The following is a 17973-nucleotide window of genomic DNA, read 5'->3' as shown; positions in this document are numbered from 1 at the left end:
CCACCATCTTGTAGTGAAGCAACCCATTCCAATCACCCGGCCCAAATCTACTCCAGCGCCCCGTGGCGTTCATCCTATTGCCGCCCTGTTGGTCGGCGTTTTTCGCTTGAGCTTATTGGCGCTCGGTGCAGGCCTAGCCTGGAGCATCGGCATGGGCGTGGCCTTATTTCAGCCCGCTGCCACTACTCCAGCCAATCCACCCTGGTCGGAGCAGATTCGCCGGTTACTGCCCCTAGGGGCAGCCGAGCCTGTCGCCAAGACCAATGCGATTACTGGCAATTTGGCCAGTGATGCACTTTTTGAAACCAACTCGGTGGTTCAGCTCCGCGCCAACGCGGCTGAAGTCTTAGCTCCAGTGATCGCTAGCCTCAAGGCTCAGCCAGGAGCAACGGTGCTGATCACGAGCCATACAGATGAGGGTGGTAGTCCAGATGCGGCTCTAGCGCTCTCTTACCGGCAGGCCTTGGCTGTCCAAACGGCGCTAAGCCAAAACTTGGGCGCTGACGCTTACGAATGGGTACCTATTGGTGCCGGGACTGAGCAACCGGAAGGCACTAGCGGCAGCCAGGACCTAGCTCGCCGAGTTGAGATCGCTATTCTTCCTTAGAGTTGCGATTATTTCAAGCTCTCGGGATCTAACTTTTATGATTTGATAATTTCTTCAGATCGCATAGGAGTCGGGACGTGGTCGCAGCTCAGCAACAAGCGTCAAAACTGCGCGTGGTCTTTTTTGGCACTCCAGAGTTTGCAGTGCCCACGCTAGAGCATTTACTGTCCCAGCCGCAGTTTGAAGTGTTAGCGGTGGTCACGCAGCCAGATAAGCGGCGCGGTCGGGGGAGCCAGCTCACACCTTCGCCCGTGAAGGTGCTAGCCCAGGCTCACAACCTACCGATTTGGCAGCCGCGCAGCGTCAAAAAAGACGACGAAACTCTGGCTAAACTTGCCGACACTCAAGCTGATGCCTTTGTTGTGGTTGCCTATGGTCAGATTCTGTCTCAGCAAATCCTCGACATGCCCCGGTTAGGCTGCGTCAATGTGCATGGCTCGCTCCTGCCCAAATATCGGGGTGCTGCTCCAATCCAATGGGCGATCTATAACGGCGAAACCGAAACCGGAATTACCACTATGCGGATGGAAGCTGGCTTGGATACAGGCCCCATGTTGCTGAAAGCTAATACTCCAATTCCACCCTTAGCCAAAAGCACCGACTTAGCCAAGATTCTTTCTGTCCAAGGCGCAACCCTGCTGCTCGAAACGTTGCTACAGCTGGCCGCAGGCACCCTTCAAGCAACGCCTCAGGACGATGCCCAGGCAACTTATGCGCCGCTGCTTAAGAAAGAGCACTTTGCTTTGGATTGGTCTCGCTCTGCAAGCCAGCTCCACAATCAAGTTCGGGCCTTTACACCCAACTGTTTTGCGAACCATCGCAGCGAAGGGCTCAAAGTTACCTCAACGCTGCTGCCGGAACTGCTACCTGAGCCCCTGCCCGAACTTCTAGAGGCGAGTATCCCGCACTCAGACCGCCCACGGCCAGGAGAAGTGCTGGGTACAATCAAAAGGGTGGGACCCGCAGTGGCAACCGGCGATGGGGTGCTCTTATTAAGTGAGGTGCAGCCTGCTGGCAAGCGAGCGCAGTCCGGTTGGGATTATGCCAACGGCTGTCGTTTGCAACCAGGGGAGCGGTTTGAAAACGGTGCTGCTGAGGTGATCCACTCTCTCTGACCCTTATGACTTGTCACGCAATAGAGCGAGGCATCTGAGTATGTTTTTTCACCCATCAATGCTAGTGCTGATTCCTGGCATGATTCTGATGTTTTGGGCTCAGAGTCGTGTGCAAGGAACCTATCAGAAATATTCGCAGGTCCGTTCAACGCTGGGCATGACGGGAGCTCAGGTTGCTGAGACCATCTTGCACAAGATGGGCGTCAACCACGTCAATGTAGAGCCAGTTGCAGGTCAACTCACCGACCACTACGACCCCTCCGCTAAGGTTGTGCGTTTATCTGAAGGCGTTTATTACTCTGACTCGCTGGCCGCAGCTGCAGTAGCTGCTCACGAATGTGGTCACGTGCTTCAGGATGTCAAGGGCTATATGCCCATGAACCTGCGAGCAGCCGTTGTGCCAGCCGCTAACATTGGCTCCAATTTGGGCCCATTCTTGGTGCTGGCAGGCATTTTTACCAATTTCACCGGTCTAATTAACCTGGGGATTCTACTGTTTGCAGCGGTGATTGCCTTCCATGTGGTGACTCTGCCGGTGGAGTTTGATGCATCCAACCGCGCCTTGGCGATTGTAGATAACCTGGGCATCCTGCGGGGTGAAGAACGGACGGCTGCCCGTCGAGTGCTCAATGCTGCCGCCTGGACCTATGTCGCCACTGCTTTGTACGCGGTGTTGAACCTGGTGCAACTCCTGTTGATGCGCAGAGACTAGTCGAGAACCTGTGCCAGCTGCTCATTCCGATCCTCGGCAACTTGCCCTCACAGCCCTCCGGTCCATTCGAGGCCGGGGGGCCTTTGCCGATCTAGCCTTAGACCGGGTACTTCAAACCAACCAACTAGCTGATGCCGACCGGGGTTTGCTCACCGAACTGGTCTATGGCATCAGCCGTCGTGAACGCACCCTTGATGCCTTAATTGACCAGTTTGCGCGTAAACCCGCTGCCGACCAGCCGCCCGACCTGCGTAACCTGCTGCACCTGGGTCTGTATCAACTGCGTTACTTGAACCAGATTCCGGCCTCGGCTGCCGTGAACACCACCGTTGATCTCGCTAAGCGCAACGGGTTAGCGGGCTTGAGTGGTCTGGTAAATGGGTTGTTGCGCAGTTATGTGCGAGCGCAGGCAACCGGTGAGCCACTGCAGCTGAGCGAGGATCCGATCAAGCGCCTGGGTGCTTTGCACAGCTTTCCTGACTGGCTGATCCAGCTTTGGCTAGAAACCATAGGCCATGAGGAAACCGAAGCCCTCTGCACCTGGCTTAACCGGCCTCCCCACTTCGACCTGCGGGTGAACCGTCTGCGGGCAAGCTTTGAGCAAGTCCAAACAGCGCTGGCTGCTTACGATGCCATGCCAGTTGTCGGTGTGCCTGGCGCGCTGCGCCTCAGAGGCAGAGTGGGCGCTGTGCAAAAACTGCCTGGCTTTGCTGAGGGCTGGTGGACTGTCCAGGACAGCAGTGCACAATTGGTCGCTCAACTGCTAGATCCTCAACCGGGCGAGGTCATTGCGGATGCCTGTGCAGCCCCTGGCGGCAAAACCACCCATCTTGCTGAGCTGATGGGTGACCAGGGCAAAATCTGGGCCTGTGACCTCTATGCCAATCGCCTGAAACGCTTGACCGGGAACTGTCAACGTTTGGTCTTAAGCTCAATCAATCTACGCTGTGGAGATAGTCGCAGCTTCGACGATTTGCAGGGCACTTGTGATCGAGTTTTGATCGATGCTCCCTGCTCTGGGCTGGGCACCCTGCATCGTCATGCCGATGCCCGTTGGCGGCAAACCCCTGAGACCATCCAAGATCTAGCTCGTCTGCAAACCGAACTGCTTCACCACACATCAGGTTGGGTGAAACCGGGAGGTAGCCTGGTTTATGCAACCTGCACCCTACATCCCTTGGAGAATGAGCAGGTTGTTGAGCAGTTTCTCAGACAGCATCCGCAATGGCGTATCCTCTCACCAGAACGTTTGAACTTGCCTGAATTAGTCACGCCCGAGGGCTACATAAAAGTCTGGCCCCAGCGACACGATATGGATGGTTTTTTTATGGCAAAGCTGGTTTGTACTGCGACCTAGGGCAGCCCGATCTAGATCAGCATTTGAGCGTGAATTTCTGTTAACGTGCGCTTGCTGAATTAGAGCAGTTTGCTATTCTAAATTCAGAGCACAAAAGGCACAAAAGCCAAGCGGTATTCAGGGCTGTGCTCCCTTCCCTGAGCCAACTACAGCCTCTTAAAACCTTCTTGTAGCATCCATGCAACTGGTGAATCTTAAGTGTGTTTGTGGCCCTTGCGCAATCACTTAAGTAAAGAGCCAAGCTCGATAATTTTGAGCATGGAGTGATGCATAAGCGGGTGAGTCAATCGATTTAGGTGGTTGTAATAGTCGGTTGTAAACCTTAGTTCTAGACACGGTTGAAACAATATATTACGTGGACCTGGTAGCTCTCTACTAGGTCCACTAAGTTTTTAGAGTCGCTGAGTTTTTGACAAATTCTGAGGGTTCTTACTCAGCTTCTTGAGGCAGACTCTTAAGGTTTAGCGCGGCCTTTTAAGTAACGAGTGTGCTCCCGTGGCTCAAGAAGCGAAGAACCAGCAAGGGCTTAAATTAGAGGCGGGCTAGTAGAGAACGACCGTGGGTATCAGTGCCGCAGGTATGCAGAAGCTGGTAGCGCTCACCTAGTTTATGAACTAGAGCTGTCTGCTCCGGGCTGGGCCGCCAGTGGGTTGGGTTGTTGTAGCAGTAGTAGGTCTCCACGCCATCAATGCCCAAATCAGCCGCTCCCAAAATCAGATCGGCAGGGTCGCGACGGTAGCGAACTGGGTGAGCTAAAACAGCCAGCCCACCGGCTGCATGTAAAGCGCCAATCACTTGTTGGGCTTGGTAAGCCTGACCCTTGGCTGTGTGACCTTGCAAGTAGGGTGCGAGCACAGCTGCATCTGGATCAAAGCCATAACCGAGGATATGAACCTCACCTCCCAAGAGGTCAGCGTTGATCTCTATACCGGGCCAGAGTTGAGGCTTCATCTGAGCCCTGTCTGCCTTTAAGCAGCGCAGTGCCTCTCGGTAACCGGCGACCGTGTGGTGGTCTGTAATTGCAAAGCCTGTTAAGCCAAGCGCCAGCGCCTGTGTCACTAGTTCCGACGGCTTTAGCTTGCCATCAGAATGCGCAGTGTGCATGTGAAAGTTGAAGTGGCGCGGGCAACTCTCAGGGGAAATGCCACGAAATACTTCACGGAGCGAAGCAGAGTCCTGACGGGGAACGGTGGAGGAAAGGGCCATAACAGCCTCCAAGCTAGGAAGGTTCAGCAACCCAAATGGCGAAACAAAACCATTGCTTGCCTATATTAACTAATATTAATGAGGCTGCTTCGAGTGGCTGTTTACATATGCTAATGCTGCCTATAGGCCAGCATTGATTCAAAAGTCTTTCAAGCTTTTATTTCTTGGCTTTCTCAGCCAATTTACGTCTGAACTGCTAGGTAATTGCTAATGGACTCGGCTGTCTGTCCTGCCCGTCGCACACAGTCACCCAAAGCTACCCCGTCCAGATAGTTGGCGCATAGCTGCAGCCCAGGCAGGGATTTCAACTCCTGCTCTATTGCTGCTAAGCGTTGCCGATGGCCTAGCGTGTACTGAGGAATCGCGCGCTGCCAAAGATGCACCGCTAGAACCTTGGGGGCTTCAGCGTCTGGCTTCAGCAGTACTCGGCTCAGATCTTGATGCACAGCCTGAACGATTTCTGCTTCGCTCAATTGAGCAATGCCTGGATCAGTAGCACCCCCAATAAAGTTAGTGAGTATGTGCATTCCAGCCGGTGCGCGTCCTGGAAACAGGCTGGAACTCCAGATGGTTCCTAAAGTGCGTACGCCCTGCCCTCGAGGTACTAAATGACCAAATCCTTGCAAGGGCCGAGCTAGGGCCGAATTGGGATAAGCCAACACAACACAGGCAACCGGGGGGTAAGGGATCTCGCGTAACTGCTGACTGCCCACTGGCGCTAGCTCCGCCAGGATCTCAGCGGTAACAAAGGCCGGAGTCGTCAATACTACCGCACGGGCTTGAACCTGGCGGGGGCCTTCAGGGGTTTCAAATTGAGCTATGTAATTTGAGCCTGAACGTGTCAGACGATTTAGCCGCCAACGGAGGCGCACTGGATCTTTCAGGTGGCTTGCCACTGCTTCGGGTAAAGCCTGTAAACCGCTCTTGAAGGAGCCCAACTCGCCAGCGCGGGTGGGGGGCAAGTTAGGGTCAGGTGCCTGACGCCCCTTGCGGGAACCCAAAGCTCCAGCTAGAAGCCCGCCACCTGCCTGCTCCATCTGGGCAACGCGAGCAAAAGCAGCCCCAGCGCTGAGCTGATTAGGATCGCCTGCGTAGACACCGGAGACGAAAGGAGCAACTAAGCGCTCTAAAACTTGCTGGCCTAGATGCCGACGGAAGAACTGAGCAACTGTCTCCTCGCCCCCCTGATGGGACTGAAGACCCATCGCGGGATTGACAAAGCCTAGAGCCCCAGCTAGAGCCCGTAGCTTAGCTGAGGTGGAGAGCAATGGAGTCTTGAGCAAAGCAGGCGGGCTCATCGGCACGGCCTGCAATTGCTGCTGCCAGTAGACAAAACGTGGCAGCTTGCGATCCGCCAGCACCAGCTCATCCCGCAAGCCAACCTCAACCGCCAAACGCAGCAGATCAGGACTGGGGGAGAAGCTGTTGGGGCCTTCTTCCCAGAGAAACTGCTCCTGATCGCTGTCAAGCCGACGACTGGTGATTGCACCACCTACGCGCTCTTGGGCTTCAGTAACTAGCACAGCCTGCTCAGAGTTGAGTTGCTGTAGCTTGTGAGCCAAGGCGAGACCGCTGATCCCTGCACCAACGACCAAGACATCCGCTCTCAACTCCCCCGGTATTTGGGAAGTCGGAGTTTGGTTTGAAAACAGGGAAGCAGTCATAGCAGCGGAGACATCCGAAGAGACGACATAAAGCAGCAACCTCTAGAGGCTGGGCTGGAACAGCGTGTTTAGGTAGACGCGTGCTGCCCGACGGTCGCAGTCTCCATTCTGGAGCAGAAACAGGGAGAGTGCAGCTGAGAAAACCCGATCCTGGTCCCAATCGGGATGAGTCTCAAGATACCCTTTGAGCGTCTCGTGCAGCTCTTCGGGAATCTCCGCCACAATACTGACCGTCGTGTTCATCATGACCGCTTGCCTTAAATGTTGAAAGTGTTGTCTCGGGTGAGTGGGCATCATTGTGCGCCCAGTAGGGGTGGGGTTGTCAATGCGAGTGACCGCCACTCCCTCATTCAAGGCTAATTTCTACTTTTTCACATCTACGAGTCGAAGGGATTTCTAGGCCGATCCCCGCAATATATTGCAATCTAAAAATTCAATTTCTCAGAAAACCGTTGTTTTCCCCAAACAAGGGGTGAAGGCGCATGGCTGCGTTGGTGCCTGTGGAAAACAACTACTAACCTGTGGAAAACTCAGAGTCTTCTGTGGAGGAGATGTGGAAAGCACAGGCAAATCAAGGCTGGAAGATAAGAATTAGGGAAAGCCGTTAGGCCAGCGATGCACTACTGCTTGTGGCCAGCCAAGCTTGGTCCTTTAATCTAAGGAGTTCCTAGATGAGAGGATGTACCTGGAAAGTTTAAGCCTCTATTCTCAGCGGCTTCCTACCAGCAGCCAGGTCAAGCCATCTGCTGTTTAGGGGACAAACAAAAACACCCTGCGCTTCAGGGTGTTTAAGCAAGGTTTAGGAGAGTGGGCTGGATGGTCAGTCCAGCAAGCCTTCTAGGGCATCTGGGTCCATAATGCACAGCACATCGCGGTCCTTGTCGCGTAGGATCAGGCGCTTTTTCTCCAGCTTGCCTAGGACACGAGTAACGGTTTCACGAGCTAAGCCACTCAGGCTACTCAGTTCACGGTGCGGTAGATTAGGAATTTCTACCCCTTTACGACTGACCTTGCCCTGCCCTTCTGCTAGAAACAACAGGATATCAGCGACCCGGGAGGTACTATCCGACTCGCGAAGGCGCAAGCGGCGATTAACCTGACGTAGGCGCTTGGCCATCAGTTTGGCTAGCCGAATACCGGCCAGGGGTTCGGTGCTAAGTAGGGTGACAAAATCTTGGGAAGGCAAACTGCCAATCGCAGTCGGTGTCAGGGTAATGACATCGGTTGAGCGGGGGACCTCATCTAGAGGAGCCATCTCACCAAATACCTCCCCTGGTCCCAAAATATTGAGCGTGACTTCTTTCCCATCCAGGTTGTGGGTTCGAATTTTCACCCAGCCGCCCAGGATGAAGTAAACCGAACTACCCCAATCGTTTTCGAGCAGAATGATCTGGTTGGGAGGGTGGTGGCGTGTCACCACATGGGCAGTCGCCCGCTCAGCAGCCTGGGTCGGCAAACCTTCAAAAAAGAAAGATGCCTGAATTTGGGCACTGGCTTTTGGATCTCGGGGGCTATATTGATCGTCCATAGTGGCGGATTGCAGTAGTGCCATAGTGCCCTAGATTTGAGCAGCCGTTCGGCTGAGGATAACAAACGGCATTGGCCTTTGTCACAGCAAAGTTTGAGGAAATATGCTATCTATCCTCAAATTGTGCTCTGTGTGCCTAGAATTTTGCTAGCTCATTCCAGGTGAGTTTGTACGGAGTTCTTAGATCCGGGTCTGCGACTGGGGCAACTGGCAGTAGCCCTTTTCAACGAACCAGGCAACAGCATCTTTAAGGGCAATATCTAAAGGGGTCTGGGGTAGGCCAAGCTCTCGCACCGCTTTGGCTGGGCTGTAGTACATGTAGGACTGAGACATTCGCACCCCATCAATAGGCACAGAGGTACTCTTGCCCAAGAGTGGACTCAGTAGACGTTCGTCCAGCCAAGCCACACTCAGAGGGAGCCAGTGAGGAACCGAGCGCTGGGGAGCTCTCAGCCCAGTCAATGCCTCTAAGCGATCCAAAAGAGCTTTAAGGCTTAAATTCTCGTGACCTAGGATGTAGCGCTCTCCTGATTTGCCTCGTTCAAGTGCGAGTAAGTGCCCCTGAGCAACATCGCGCACATGAACGAAATTCAGACCCGTATCCAGGTAGAAGGGCATTTGACCCCGCAGAAACCGTAACACAATGTCGCCAGTTGGGGTCGGCTTGGCATCCCAGGGTCCAAGAGGGCTACTGGGATTGACGATCACTACATGCTGACCCGCAGCTGCCTCTTGAGCGACTTGCTCTGCTAGGAATTTGGATTTTTTGTAGTGCCCAACCAGTTTTTCCACATTGGTCTGATGGCTCTCATCGGCGACCTGACCTTGCGCTGGCACCCCAATCGCAGCGACAGAGCTGGTATACACACTGCGTTCTACCCCAGCCCGGCGGGCTGCTGCCAGGATGTTGCGGGTACCCTCGACATTGCTGCGGTAAAGACTATCCCGGTCCGCTTGAGCAAGGCTGTAGTGAGCTGCAACATGGAACAGTGCGTCACAACCCTTTAGGCTTTCATACAGGTCTGGGCTCAGCAGGTTTCCGGTTACTAGTTCCACGTCAAGCCCCTGCAAATTACCTAGTGCTGCCTTAGGGCGCACTAGGGCACGAACCTGGTGTCCAGCACTCAGCAACTCGCGCACGACATTGGCACCAATAAAGCCCGTACCGCCTGTGACGAATGTCCGCATCTAATACCCTTCTGCTTTGGATTTGCTTTGTGGATGATCTGTAGAAACTAGGGTTTCAGCTTACCTTGAAGCACCAGAACAGCAAAACAAAATCAGGTTTGTCGGCGAAAATGAGAGGTCACTTGTCACTCAGCAAATTTAATCAATAACAGTCGTCAAACTTCCAATGATTAAGCTAGAGCACGAATGATGGACTGAAGCGTTAGCTGCGTCCTGTTTAGGGATGTTTTAGAGATAACATTGCGCCTACTACTAGAGAGAGAATTGCCAATCAATGTATTACAAGACACACCTAATTCCAGGCAGGCAGGTTAATTCTTTTATTCCAAACAGTGACTCACCCGATGGTTCAGGATTAGGAGTTTCATTGTATCCATTGTCACGTATTCAAGTTGGAACTAGAGTTCAAGTCCTGCAACCCGACTACGTTGCTGGATGCTTGGGCGTTGTCTGTGCCCGAGAGGCACTGCTAGACGGGCAGGGGTTGGATCGTTGGTTGATTCAAGTCGATTCTGGAGAAGTTTTGGTCTCGCTGCCCCCTAATGAATTTCAAGTTCTCGAGCTTAACGCCTGCTAACAACAAATAAGCGAATGTCGCTGCCTCTGCTGGTCTACAAACTGGTAGCCTCAAACAGGGGCTGAAGTCGGGTGCTGGAGGAGAGATGGAAAGGGTGCGTAGACGATTAGTTATCGAGATGGGAATGGGCGTTGATCAACATGGACAAGATCCAACGGTGGCAGCAGCACGGGCGGTACGCAATGCCATTGCCCATAACGCTCTACCTGGAGTGTGGGAAGTAGCAGGTCTTGAAGACCCAAACCAGATGATCGTGGAAGTTCAAGTGGCAGTGCCTTATCCAGAGCGGGTGCGGGAGCCAGAAGTTCTAGCAGTCCTGCCCTTTGGTCGTAAAACGCTAGCCGTCGAGTCGGGAGGCATGATCGCACAAGGGCGTGCCATTGCCTCGCTCAACGACAGCAGTGACGAAATGCTGGTTGCTGTAGCAGCAGTAACAGTGCTGATAGAGATGGATTAGGAATTCACCGCTGAGTCAGGTTTCAACCGCGAGAATAGCCCTGCCCAATCGACTGATCCGGTTTCTAATGAGTCCGTTCTGCTTAGAGATCCCTTCACAGTGAACGTGACATTGCAGGCTTTAGGCTGACTAAGGGCTTGAACACAAACCTCTGCTAAGTCTTCGTAACGAGTTGGGCCTTGACTGTTGTGATCTGTCTGCTTTGTCTGCTCAAAAACTAGAGGTTGTTCGCCAGTAGTCGAAGTTAGGCTACCAGGACGAATAATGGTATAAGTTAAACCGCTCGTGCGAACAATATCTTCTCGATCTAATGCTGCTTGAGTTGGTGCTGAACTGACCAAGACCAGTTGAGGTAGATTAACCTCCCCATAAGCTCGAACAGACTCGATTTCTAATTGAAAAGGGCCAGGGGCAAATTTGGGATTCAAGGCACCGTCATACTCAAACTTACTGAGCATGATTTGGAAGGAGCGAACCTGACTCGAGCTGAGAGGTTCGGCATTAGGCACTGTTTTGGCTCGAAATACAGGTTGCATGGCCGCGAAAGGCACAGCCACACTCATCCAGGTGCCATCCACTGTATCGAAGGAATAGCAGTAAGCGGTACCATCCCAACGCGCTTCACTGCGCAGCATAAATTTGTAGCGTTTGCCGTCGCCTTTCAGTCGCAACTCCAAGCCTTCATAGTTCGAAAAATCAAAAGCGGGGTCGAAGTTACGGGTACGAATGGAAGCGAATCCGCCGGAGTTATCCGTTGAAACGTAGCCTGAGAACAGCGCTGTTTTCTCCTGTAAACGGATAGTACTCTGGCTAACACCGCCCATAACAACGTCGTCTAGAGCACCCCAGATCTCTTTTAGATCGCTAGAAGGTTCACGGAAATCAAAGACTAAGCCTTGATTTTGGGCTAGCGCTTGCACCAGGTTCTTCCAACTTTGTAAGTTTGCTGCTGTGTTTGAGCTGTCTGTTATATCTGTCTCTGCCAGATGCTCAGCAGATTCGAGGCAGCAGATTGTCGCCTGGATGTTGGCTAGCAAACTAGGCACTAGCGTTTGAGCGTGAGTAATATCTCCTGCCACTAGCTCAACCGAATTTCCCCACGAAGACTGGCTACGGTCAGGGTCTCGCACTAAAGCTCGTACAGAATAACCTCGTGCGACTAGATGCTGGGCTACGCTTTTGCCAAGCTCATTGTCCCCAACTACCAAAATGACCGAGTCTTTACCTTGTGGCTGCTCAGCTTGGGTTCCGAACCATTGCTGAAGGCTGGTCATAAAAGGAATCACTTGAAAATAGGTTAGAGTTTGCCAAAACCGGGCCAAATCCCAGCGAGCAGCATACTTTTGATTCATAGCTCCACAGCTGTCTGACAAGAAGCCACAGCTTTATCCAAACACTTCTATTATCCTTTAAATATCTTTTGAAATTCGGCGCTCTCGCGTCCCTTATATAAAGTATTTTTGCTCTAGAATATATTTGTATCTTTATAAGTCCGGGTATCTCTGAAGCTAGATGTTTTAGGCCAAACTACTAGACTAAATTACTATTCCAATTAGACAGTAACAATGGCCTAGGCCTGGGATAAAAGTATAGAGAAAGAAGAGATGTTGAGGGTCTGCGCTTAAAACGAAGCTTACTTCAGTACATTTCAGTACAATGAAAATCTTGTTCTAAAATAGCGGTTGAGATACACCCTGACTGAAACAGTAGGTTCTTCTAAATCACTGAGCTACTCGCTGCTTAGGCGTCAGCATTAACTCCGGTTGCTCACATCAGCGGGTAGCAATTCTGTTAACTTGCGTCATTGGCTGATTCCGTGCACTGATGCCTGTGACCCAGCCTAACCAAGAGAAGAGAGTAAACTCCTCATCGGGCAACTCTATGCCCTGTAGACCGAGGCTGTAACCAAGTTTGTAAGGGTCTTGTGTCTTAATCATGGTTTTAAAATTGGTGTGTGAGGTCAGTGTCGGGATACATCCCTCTGTTTCAATTAATACTGCCTGCTCAGTAGACAGGCCGACGTCTGTATTAGGGTAGAAGCAGCCTCTACATAAGGATAGAAGACCAAGACAGAATTAGTCTGTCGATTTGATTACGTTTTGATCTGATTTTCAGTAACTTTTTAAGTGCCAAGCCCTGGCCCATCGTGGTCAAATTACCCTGCCCCCGCCTCTAGATCTCAGCCTGCTAACTTTCCCGTTCAAACACCATGAAATGTTGCTGCGGCAAAAAGTTTTTAGTTTCGCGCCAGGCCAATCCCACGGCCCTCATCTCTTCGCGCACTTGCTTCTGAGTCATCTTGTGTAGGCCTTTGATCGGGATGAACGGGTTTTCCCCTCGGTATTCCACAAGAACAACGCGGCCCCCTGGCTTCAACGCTCTGACAATACCAGTCATGACTTCTCGAGGGTAGTCAAACTCGTGGTAAGCATCAACCATTAGAGCGATATCTACACTTTGAGGCGGCAGATTTGGGTCTGTAGGCGTTGCTTGAACTGGCTCAACATTAGTAATCGCTTTTTCTTGCTTTAGCCCATTGAGAATTTCAATCATCTCGGGCTGAACGTCTACTGCCAAGACCCTACCCTGAGGTACTAGTGGACTGATGCGAAAGCTAAAGTAGCCTGTACCTGCTCCAATGTCTGCCACTGTATCTCTGGGCTTAAGGTCCAGAGCCTCTACAACTTGCTCTGAGCCTTCCTCCCTATCCCGCCACGGACGCTCCAGCCAGCCGGCTCCCTGGTAGCCCATGACCTGAGCAATTTCGCGTCCCATATAAAACCGGCCAATGCCATCGGGGCTGTGCGCCGCTTTCTCCTGATAAATAACCTCTTGATGGACAGCAGGTGCATCAGCCCTGGCAGGTGTGACTAGCCCAAAACTCAACAACCCCCAGAAGATGGCCGTCAGCAAAATACTGACGCCTGTCCGCAGCAGTTTCGCTAATTTCCCTATTGTTTTGGCGCTCACTGTTACTTTCACACCCCGCTCAATCACTCTATTAACCTACTAGAAATTCCCTACACTGAGCAGCAAGGCTCTAAAGCTTTTACCATCCTGCTTTTCGCTGAAACGAGGGCAAGCTAAAGTTAGCCTTGAGCAGTTCTACAGGTCATTGTGGAAGTTCGGCAGCAACCCTCCCCTCAGCCCGAACGTTCACTTAGATCGACTCGGGCCGCCATCAACTAATTGAATTTAATGCCCGAGCTAGCAATCTAGGTCTGCCCTTAAATCTTGATGCTCTGGTTACTCAAATTAATGATCGAAAGGCACAATTACAGAACCTCTTCGGTGAAGCTTTAGGGATTATCCTCGGCACTTTCACCAAGCTATTGGATGTATTACTCATAGTCGTGCTGACCTTCTACTTGCTCCAGTATGGCAATCAACTTTGGTCTAGCTTAATTGAGTGGTTGCCCGACCCCATTCAACGACCTTTCTCACAATTGCACTTGTAATCAAAGCTGCCTTAGTGGCTCTACCCTCGTGGCAGCAGGCACAAAGAGCAGTTACAGTCCAAGCCGCTCTCGCAGCCAAGACCCAGCCCCAGATCCTAGAACTCCAGATTCTAGAACTCTAGAGAATGACGTATCGTCAGAAGGGACTTCAACGGGTCCCGACCGCTAGTGGGAGCACAAGACTGGAATGCATCGTTTAGCAGCTTTACCAGGAGGGTGGAGCAACGAAACCGAGGGAGTAGTGTTCATTGAGCAGAGTGCTGCGCCCCTGATTGTGCTGACAGCAGCCGATACCGATATCCAGGTGTTAGCAGCGGCAGCCCGCACATTACCTTCAGATTTTCCAGAGCTGCGAGTTACTAACTTGCTGAACCTGCAACAGCAGCTCACGATCGACACCTATGCTGAAACAGTGCTGCGGCAGGCTAAAGCCATTGTGGTCCGGCTGCTGGGCGGTCGAGCCTACTGGCCCTACGGGCTGGAAGTTCTCAAGGATTTGGCTGCTGAGACAGGCGCGTTGCTGTTAGTCCTGCCTGGGGATGACAAACCTGACCCTGACTTAGTGAGTCACTCAACTGTGTCCCTTGAGATCATGGATCGGCTCTGGCGCTATTTCACCGAGGGTGGAATTGAGAATGCCGCCCATGCGCTGCAATTTCTAGCGGATCAAGCCCTCGGCACCCAATATCAACCACCCCTGCCCCAGGCTCTACCCCGTCTGGGACTCTACCCCTGGCAACCCTCAGAATCAGAAGTGGTTGAGATCACTGGAAGTGCGGGGCTCTTGTTCTACAGAGCTCATGTTCTAGCGGGCAATACAGCTGTGATCGACGCTTTGTGCTCTGCGCTGTACCAGCGCGGCCTGCAACCGGTGCCAGTTTTCGTCTACTCGCTGCGCGATCCAGACTTCCCAGAAGCCCTGCTGAACTATCTGAAGGGTATTGAGGTTCTCCTAAATACCACTAGCTTCTCCCTTGCCAAGCTCGACGGCGCCCAACCTGACGTCGACCTCTGGCAACGTCTAAATGTGCCTGTCTTGCAAGTCATCCTGAGCAGCAGCACCACTGAAGCTTGGTTGGATAGCTCTCAGGGCTTATCTCCCCGCGATGTTGCAATGAATGTTGCGTTGCCAGAGGTTGACGGCCGGCTTATCACTCGAGCCGTATCGTTCAAAGCAGTGCAAACCCAAAACCAGCAGCTAGAAACCGATGTCGTTGTCTATGAACCCTTGCTAGATCGGATTGAGTTCGTTGCCGACCTAACTACCAGTTGGGCTCGTTTACGCCAAACTCCACCGCAGCAACGTCGGGTTTCTCTGGTGCTTGCTAACTATCCCTGCCGCGATGGCCGTTTAGCAAATGGTGTAGGACTAGATACACCTGCCAGCTGTGTTCAGATTCTTCAGGCGATGCAACAAGCAGGCTATAGCATCTACGACTTGCCTAGCTCCAGTGACGAATTGATGGCCCTGCTCACTAGCCGCACGACCAATGACCCAGAAGCACAGGGCTTGCGTCCTGTGGTTCAAAGCCTGCCGCTTGCTGACTATAAAGTCTTCTTTTTGGCCCTACCCCAGGCCGTTCAATCCCGCATTCTTGAGCGCTGGGGTCTGCCTGAGCAAGACCCACACTTATGCCAGGCTGCTTTCCCGATTGCAGGGCTGCAATTAGGCTCAGCATTTATTGGCATTCAACCTCCTCGGGGTTATGAGTTAGATCCAACTCTCAACTATCATGCTCCCGATCTTGTGCCCCCCCATGCCTACTTGGCATTTTACGTCTGGCTACGTCAGCGCTTCCAAGCTCAAGCAATCGTCCATGTGGGCAAGCATGGCAATTTAGAGTGGCTACCTGGTAAGGGAGTGGCTTTGTCACAGGATTGCTTTCCAGAAGCAATCCTAGGTCCTTTGCCCCATCTTTATCCCTTTATTGTTAATGACCCTGGCGAAGGTTCTCAAGCCAAACGTCGCTCTCAGGCAGTCATTGTAGATCACCTAACTCCACCCTTAACTCGGGCGGAACTATACGGCCCTCTGCAGGCTTTAGAGCATCTAATTGATGAGTACTACGAAGCTCGCAGTCTAGATCCAAAACGGCTTAAGACACTAGAAGCTCGCATTAGTCAGCTAATCCACGACTCACATTTGCATCAAGATTTAGGAACCGATGCCAACTGCCCCCTGAATGAATTTCTTGCTCTCGCTGATGGTTATTTATGCGAACTTAAAGAAGCTCAGATTCGCGATGGGTTACATATTTTCGGCCAGTGTCCTCAAGCGCAGCAGTTACGCGATCTGATCGTAGCTTTAGCCCGCAGCCCGCAAGCTGGCAGGCTAGGTCTTACTCAAGCAATCGCCGAAGCATATCAATTAGACTTTGATCCACTTACTGTAGATTTAGGACAAGTCTGCGTTGAACTGCCTGATGCATTGCAAGCCTATCTCAATCGTCCCTGCCGAATCACAGGTGATGCTGTTGAGGCACTAGAGCATTATGCTACCTACCTAGTTGAAGCGTTATTGGCGGACAATTTGCACCAGGTTTCCGATCTGGGGCCTGTACTTCCCTGGCTGCAAAAAGAACTGCTCCCAGCACTTCAGCAAACAACTTGTGAAATCACGAACTTACTGCATGGCCTAGCAGGTGGCTACGTACCCAGTGGCCCTAGTGGTGCACCTACTCGGGGACGCACGGATGTGCTACCAACAGGACGCAATTTTTACTCAGTTGATATTCGTGCCATTCCTACTGAAACAGCCTGGGCTCTAGGCCGAAAAGCAGCTGAAGCGTTAATCGAGCGCTACACCCAAGATCACGGAGAATATCCGAAGACTTTAGGGCTATCTGTATGGGGCACTTCGACCATGCGTACTGGTGGAGACGATATTGCACAGGCGCTTGCTCTACTAGGAGTTCAGCCCCTTTGGGATGGTCCTTCGCGACGAGTTGTCGACTTCGAAATTCTGCCACTGACCGCTATAGGACGACCTCGGGTTGACGTGACCCTGCGCATCTCTGGCTTCTTCCGAGATGCATTTCCCAATCTAATTAGCTTGTTTGATAGTGCTGTACAAGCCATTGCCCAACTTAACGAGCCACCCGATCAAAATCCTCTTGCAGCCCAAGTACAGCAAGATAGTCAAAGATGGCAACAAGCAGGACTAGATATTAACCAGGCTCAAATAAGGGCTCAATATCGAATTTTTGGCTCGAAACCCGGTGCTTATGGCGCGGGTTTACAGGGCTTAATCGAGGCGCAGAACTGGCAAAACGAACAGGATTTAGCACTGGCCTACCTCAATTGGGGCGGATATGCCTACACTGGTTCTGGTAATGGCACCAATGCTGCTGAAGCTTTTAGCCATCGCTTAAAGGCACTGCAAATCGTTTTACACAATCAAGATAACCGAGAGCATGACTTGGTAGATTCTGATGATTACTATCAGTTCCAAGGTGGAATGACTGCTGCAGTCCGAGCCCTCAGCGGCACTCAACCTGCTACCTACTTTGGTGACCATTCTCGACCTGAAAAACCCCAAGTTCGCTCCCTAACTGAAGAAATGAGACGAGTGTATCGTTCACGAGTCATCAACCCCAAATGGATTGCAGGCGTTATGCGCCATGGCTACAAGGGAGCGTTTGAAATGGCTGCTACTGTGGACTATATTTTTGCCTACGACGCAACCACTAATTGCGTTGAGGACTTCATGTACCAGGGTATTGCCGAGGCTTATGTTCTCGATCCACAAGTTCAGTCATTTATTCAGCAGAAAAACCCTTGGGCTTTACGAGACATTGCTGAAAGGTTAATAGAAGCTCATAGCCGCAACCTCTGGCAAGAAGCTCCCACTGAAACTTTAAAAGCGCTAAGAGCAATTTCCTTAGAAGCAGAAGCTCTTATTGAGCAAGGATTGAACTCCTAGCCCATTACAAGCACAATCTTCTAGGTTCTTCTTCAAAAAGAAAGGCTCCCTCCAACTACGGAGAGAGCCTTTCTTTTTGTTTAAAAACAGCCTGGCACCGAGCTATATTCCCAGGAGGTGACCCTCCAAGTATTGTCGCCGCAACAACGTTTCACACCTGAGTTCGGGATGGGTCAGAGTGG

14 protein-coding genes and 1 rRNA gene are annotated in these 17973 nt (G+C 52.0%); 7 read left to right on the top strand and 8 right to left on the bottom strand.

Features of this window, described 5'->3' with window-relative positions; translation table 11 throughout:
- Window positions 1-13: 13 nt before the first annotated feature.
- From H6F94_RS02900 to H6F94_RS02885, 4 genes are all read left to right on the top strand, one after another.
- Entirely contained in the window at window positions 14-607 is a 594-nt protein-coding gene (locus H6F94_RS02900; RefSeq protein WP_190800745.1) for an OmpA family protein, read from the top strand.
- A 77-nt stretch (window positions 608-684) separates the two neighbouring features.
- Window positions 685-1722, top strand: a complete 1038-nt coding sequence (fmt, locus tag H6F94_RS02895; RefSeq protein ID WP_313949206.1) for a methionyl-tRNA formyltransferase — start codon at window positions 685-687, stop codon at window positions 1720-1722.
- 40 nt (window positions 1723-1762) lie between these two features.
- The gene (locus tag H6F94_RS02890; protein ID WP_190800744.1) at window positions 1763-2434 is read left to right on the top strand and encodes a zinc metallopeptidase; all 672 of its coding nucleotides are present in this window, start codon (window positions 1763-1765) and stop codon (window positions 2432-2434) included.
- 10 nt (window positions 2435-2444) lie between these two features.
- Window positions 2445-3791, top strand: coding sequence for a 16S rRNA (cytosine(967)-C(5))-methyltransferase (locus tag H6F94_RS02885; RefSeq protein WP_190800743.1), 1347 nt, complete (start codon window positions 2445-2447; stop codon window positions 3789-3791).
- A 531-nt stretch (window positions 3792-4322) separates the two neighbouring features.
- Here the strand turns inward: H6F94_RS02885 and H6F94_RS02880 are convergent.
- From H6F94_RS02880 to hpnA, 5 genes are all read right to left on the bottom strand, one after another.
- Complete coding sequence (locus tag H6F94_RS02880; RefSeq protein ID WP_190800742.1) at window positions 4323-4997, bottom strand: PHP domain-containing protein; 675 nt, start codon at window positions 4995-4997, stop codon at window positions 4323-4325.
- Window positions 4998-5179: 182 nt separating this feature from the next.
- The gene (hemG, locus tag H6F94_RS02875; RefSeq protein ID WP_190800741.1) at window positions 5180-6661 is read right to left on the bottom strand and encodes a protoporphyrinogen oxidase; all 1482 of its coding nucleotides are present in this window, start codon (window positions 6659-6661) and stop codon (window positions 5180-5182) included.
- A 42-nt stretch (window positions 6662-6703) separates the two neighbouring features.
- Complete coding sequence (locus H6F94_RS33410) at window positions 6704-7015, bottom strand: DUF2811 domain-containing protein (RefSeq protein ID WP_396426411.1); 312 nt, start codon at window positions 7013-7015, stop codon at window positions 6704-6706.
- A gap of 466 nt (window positions 7016-7481) precedes the next feature.
- Window positions 7482-8213 (bottom strand): Crp/Fnr family transcriptional regulator, encoded by a 732-nt coding sequence (locus H6F94_RS02865; protein ID WP_396426410.1) that lies wholly within the window; start codon window positions 8211-8213, stop codon window positions 7482-7484.
- Window positions 8214-8369: 156 nt separating this feature from the next.
- Window positions 8370-9377 carry a hopanoid-associated sugar epimerase gene (gene hpnA / locus H6F94_RS02860; protein WP_190800740.1) on the bottom strand — a complete coding sequence of 336 codons (1008 nt, stop codon included), beginning with the start codon at window positions 9375-9377 and terminating at the stop codon, window positions 8370-8372.
- A 376-nt stretch (window positions 9378-9753) separates the two neighbouring features.
- Between hpnA and H6F94_RS02855 the strand changes: the two genes are divergently transcribed.
- Entirely contained in the window at window positions 9754-9954 is a 201-nt protein-coding gene (locus tag H6F94_RS02855) for a hypothetical protein (RefSeq protein WP_199320165.1), read from the top strand.
- Between the two features lie 94 nt (window positions 9955-10048).
- Window positions 10049-10411, top strand: coding sequence for a Lin0512 family protein (locus tag H6F94_RS02850; protein ID WP_313949205.1), 363 nt, complete (start codon window positions 10049-10051; stop codon window positions 10409-10411).
- Here the strand turns inward: H6F94_RS02850 and H6F94_RS02845 are convergent.
- On the bottom strand, window positions 10408-11763 hold the full coding sequence (locus tag H6F94_RS02845; RefSeq protein ID WP_190800737.1) for a CIA30 family protein: 1356 nt from the start codon (window positions 11761-11763) through the stop codon (window positions 10408-10410). The two genes, H6F94_RS02850 and H6F94_RS02845, sit on opposite strands and share 4 nt — an antisense overlap.
- Before the next feature lie 835 nt (window positions 11764-12598).
- Entirely contained in the window at window positions 12599-13393 is a 795-nt protein-coding gene (locus tag H6F94_RS02840; RefSeq protein WP_313949204.1) for a class I SAM-dependent methyltransferase, read from the bottom strand.
- 663 nt (window positions 13394-14056) lie between these two features.
- On the opposite strand from H6F94_RS02840, the gene cobN reads away from it, so the two are divergent.
- Window positions 14057-17791 carry a cobaltochelatase subunit CobN gene (gene cobN / locus H6F94_RS02830; RefSeq protein ID WP_190800736.1) on the top strand — a complete coding sequence of 1245 codons (3735 nt, stop codon included), beginning with the start codon at window positions 14057-14059 and terminating at the stop codon, window positions 17789-17791.
- Window positions 17792-17880: 89 nt separating this feature from the next.
- On the opposite strand, the gene rrf is transcribed toward cobN, so the two are convergent.
- A 5S ribosomal RNA gene (rrf, locus tag H6F94_RS33715) occupies window positions 17881-17973 on the bottom strand; the annotation flags it as partial.

This window comes from Leptolyngbya sp. FACHB-261 (assembly GCF_014696065.1).
GTDB lineage: Bacteria > Cyanobacteriota > Cyanobacteriia > FACHB-261 > FACHB-261 > FACHB-261.
The sequence above is the reverse complement of the archived record's forward strand: the minus strand, read 5'-3'. Positions and strand labels throughout refer to the sequence as shown.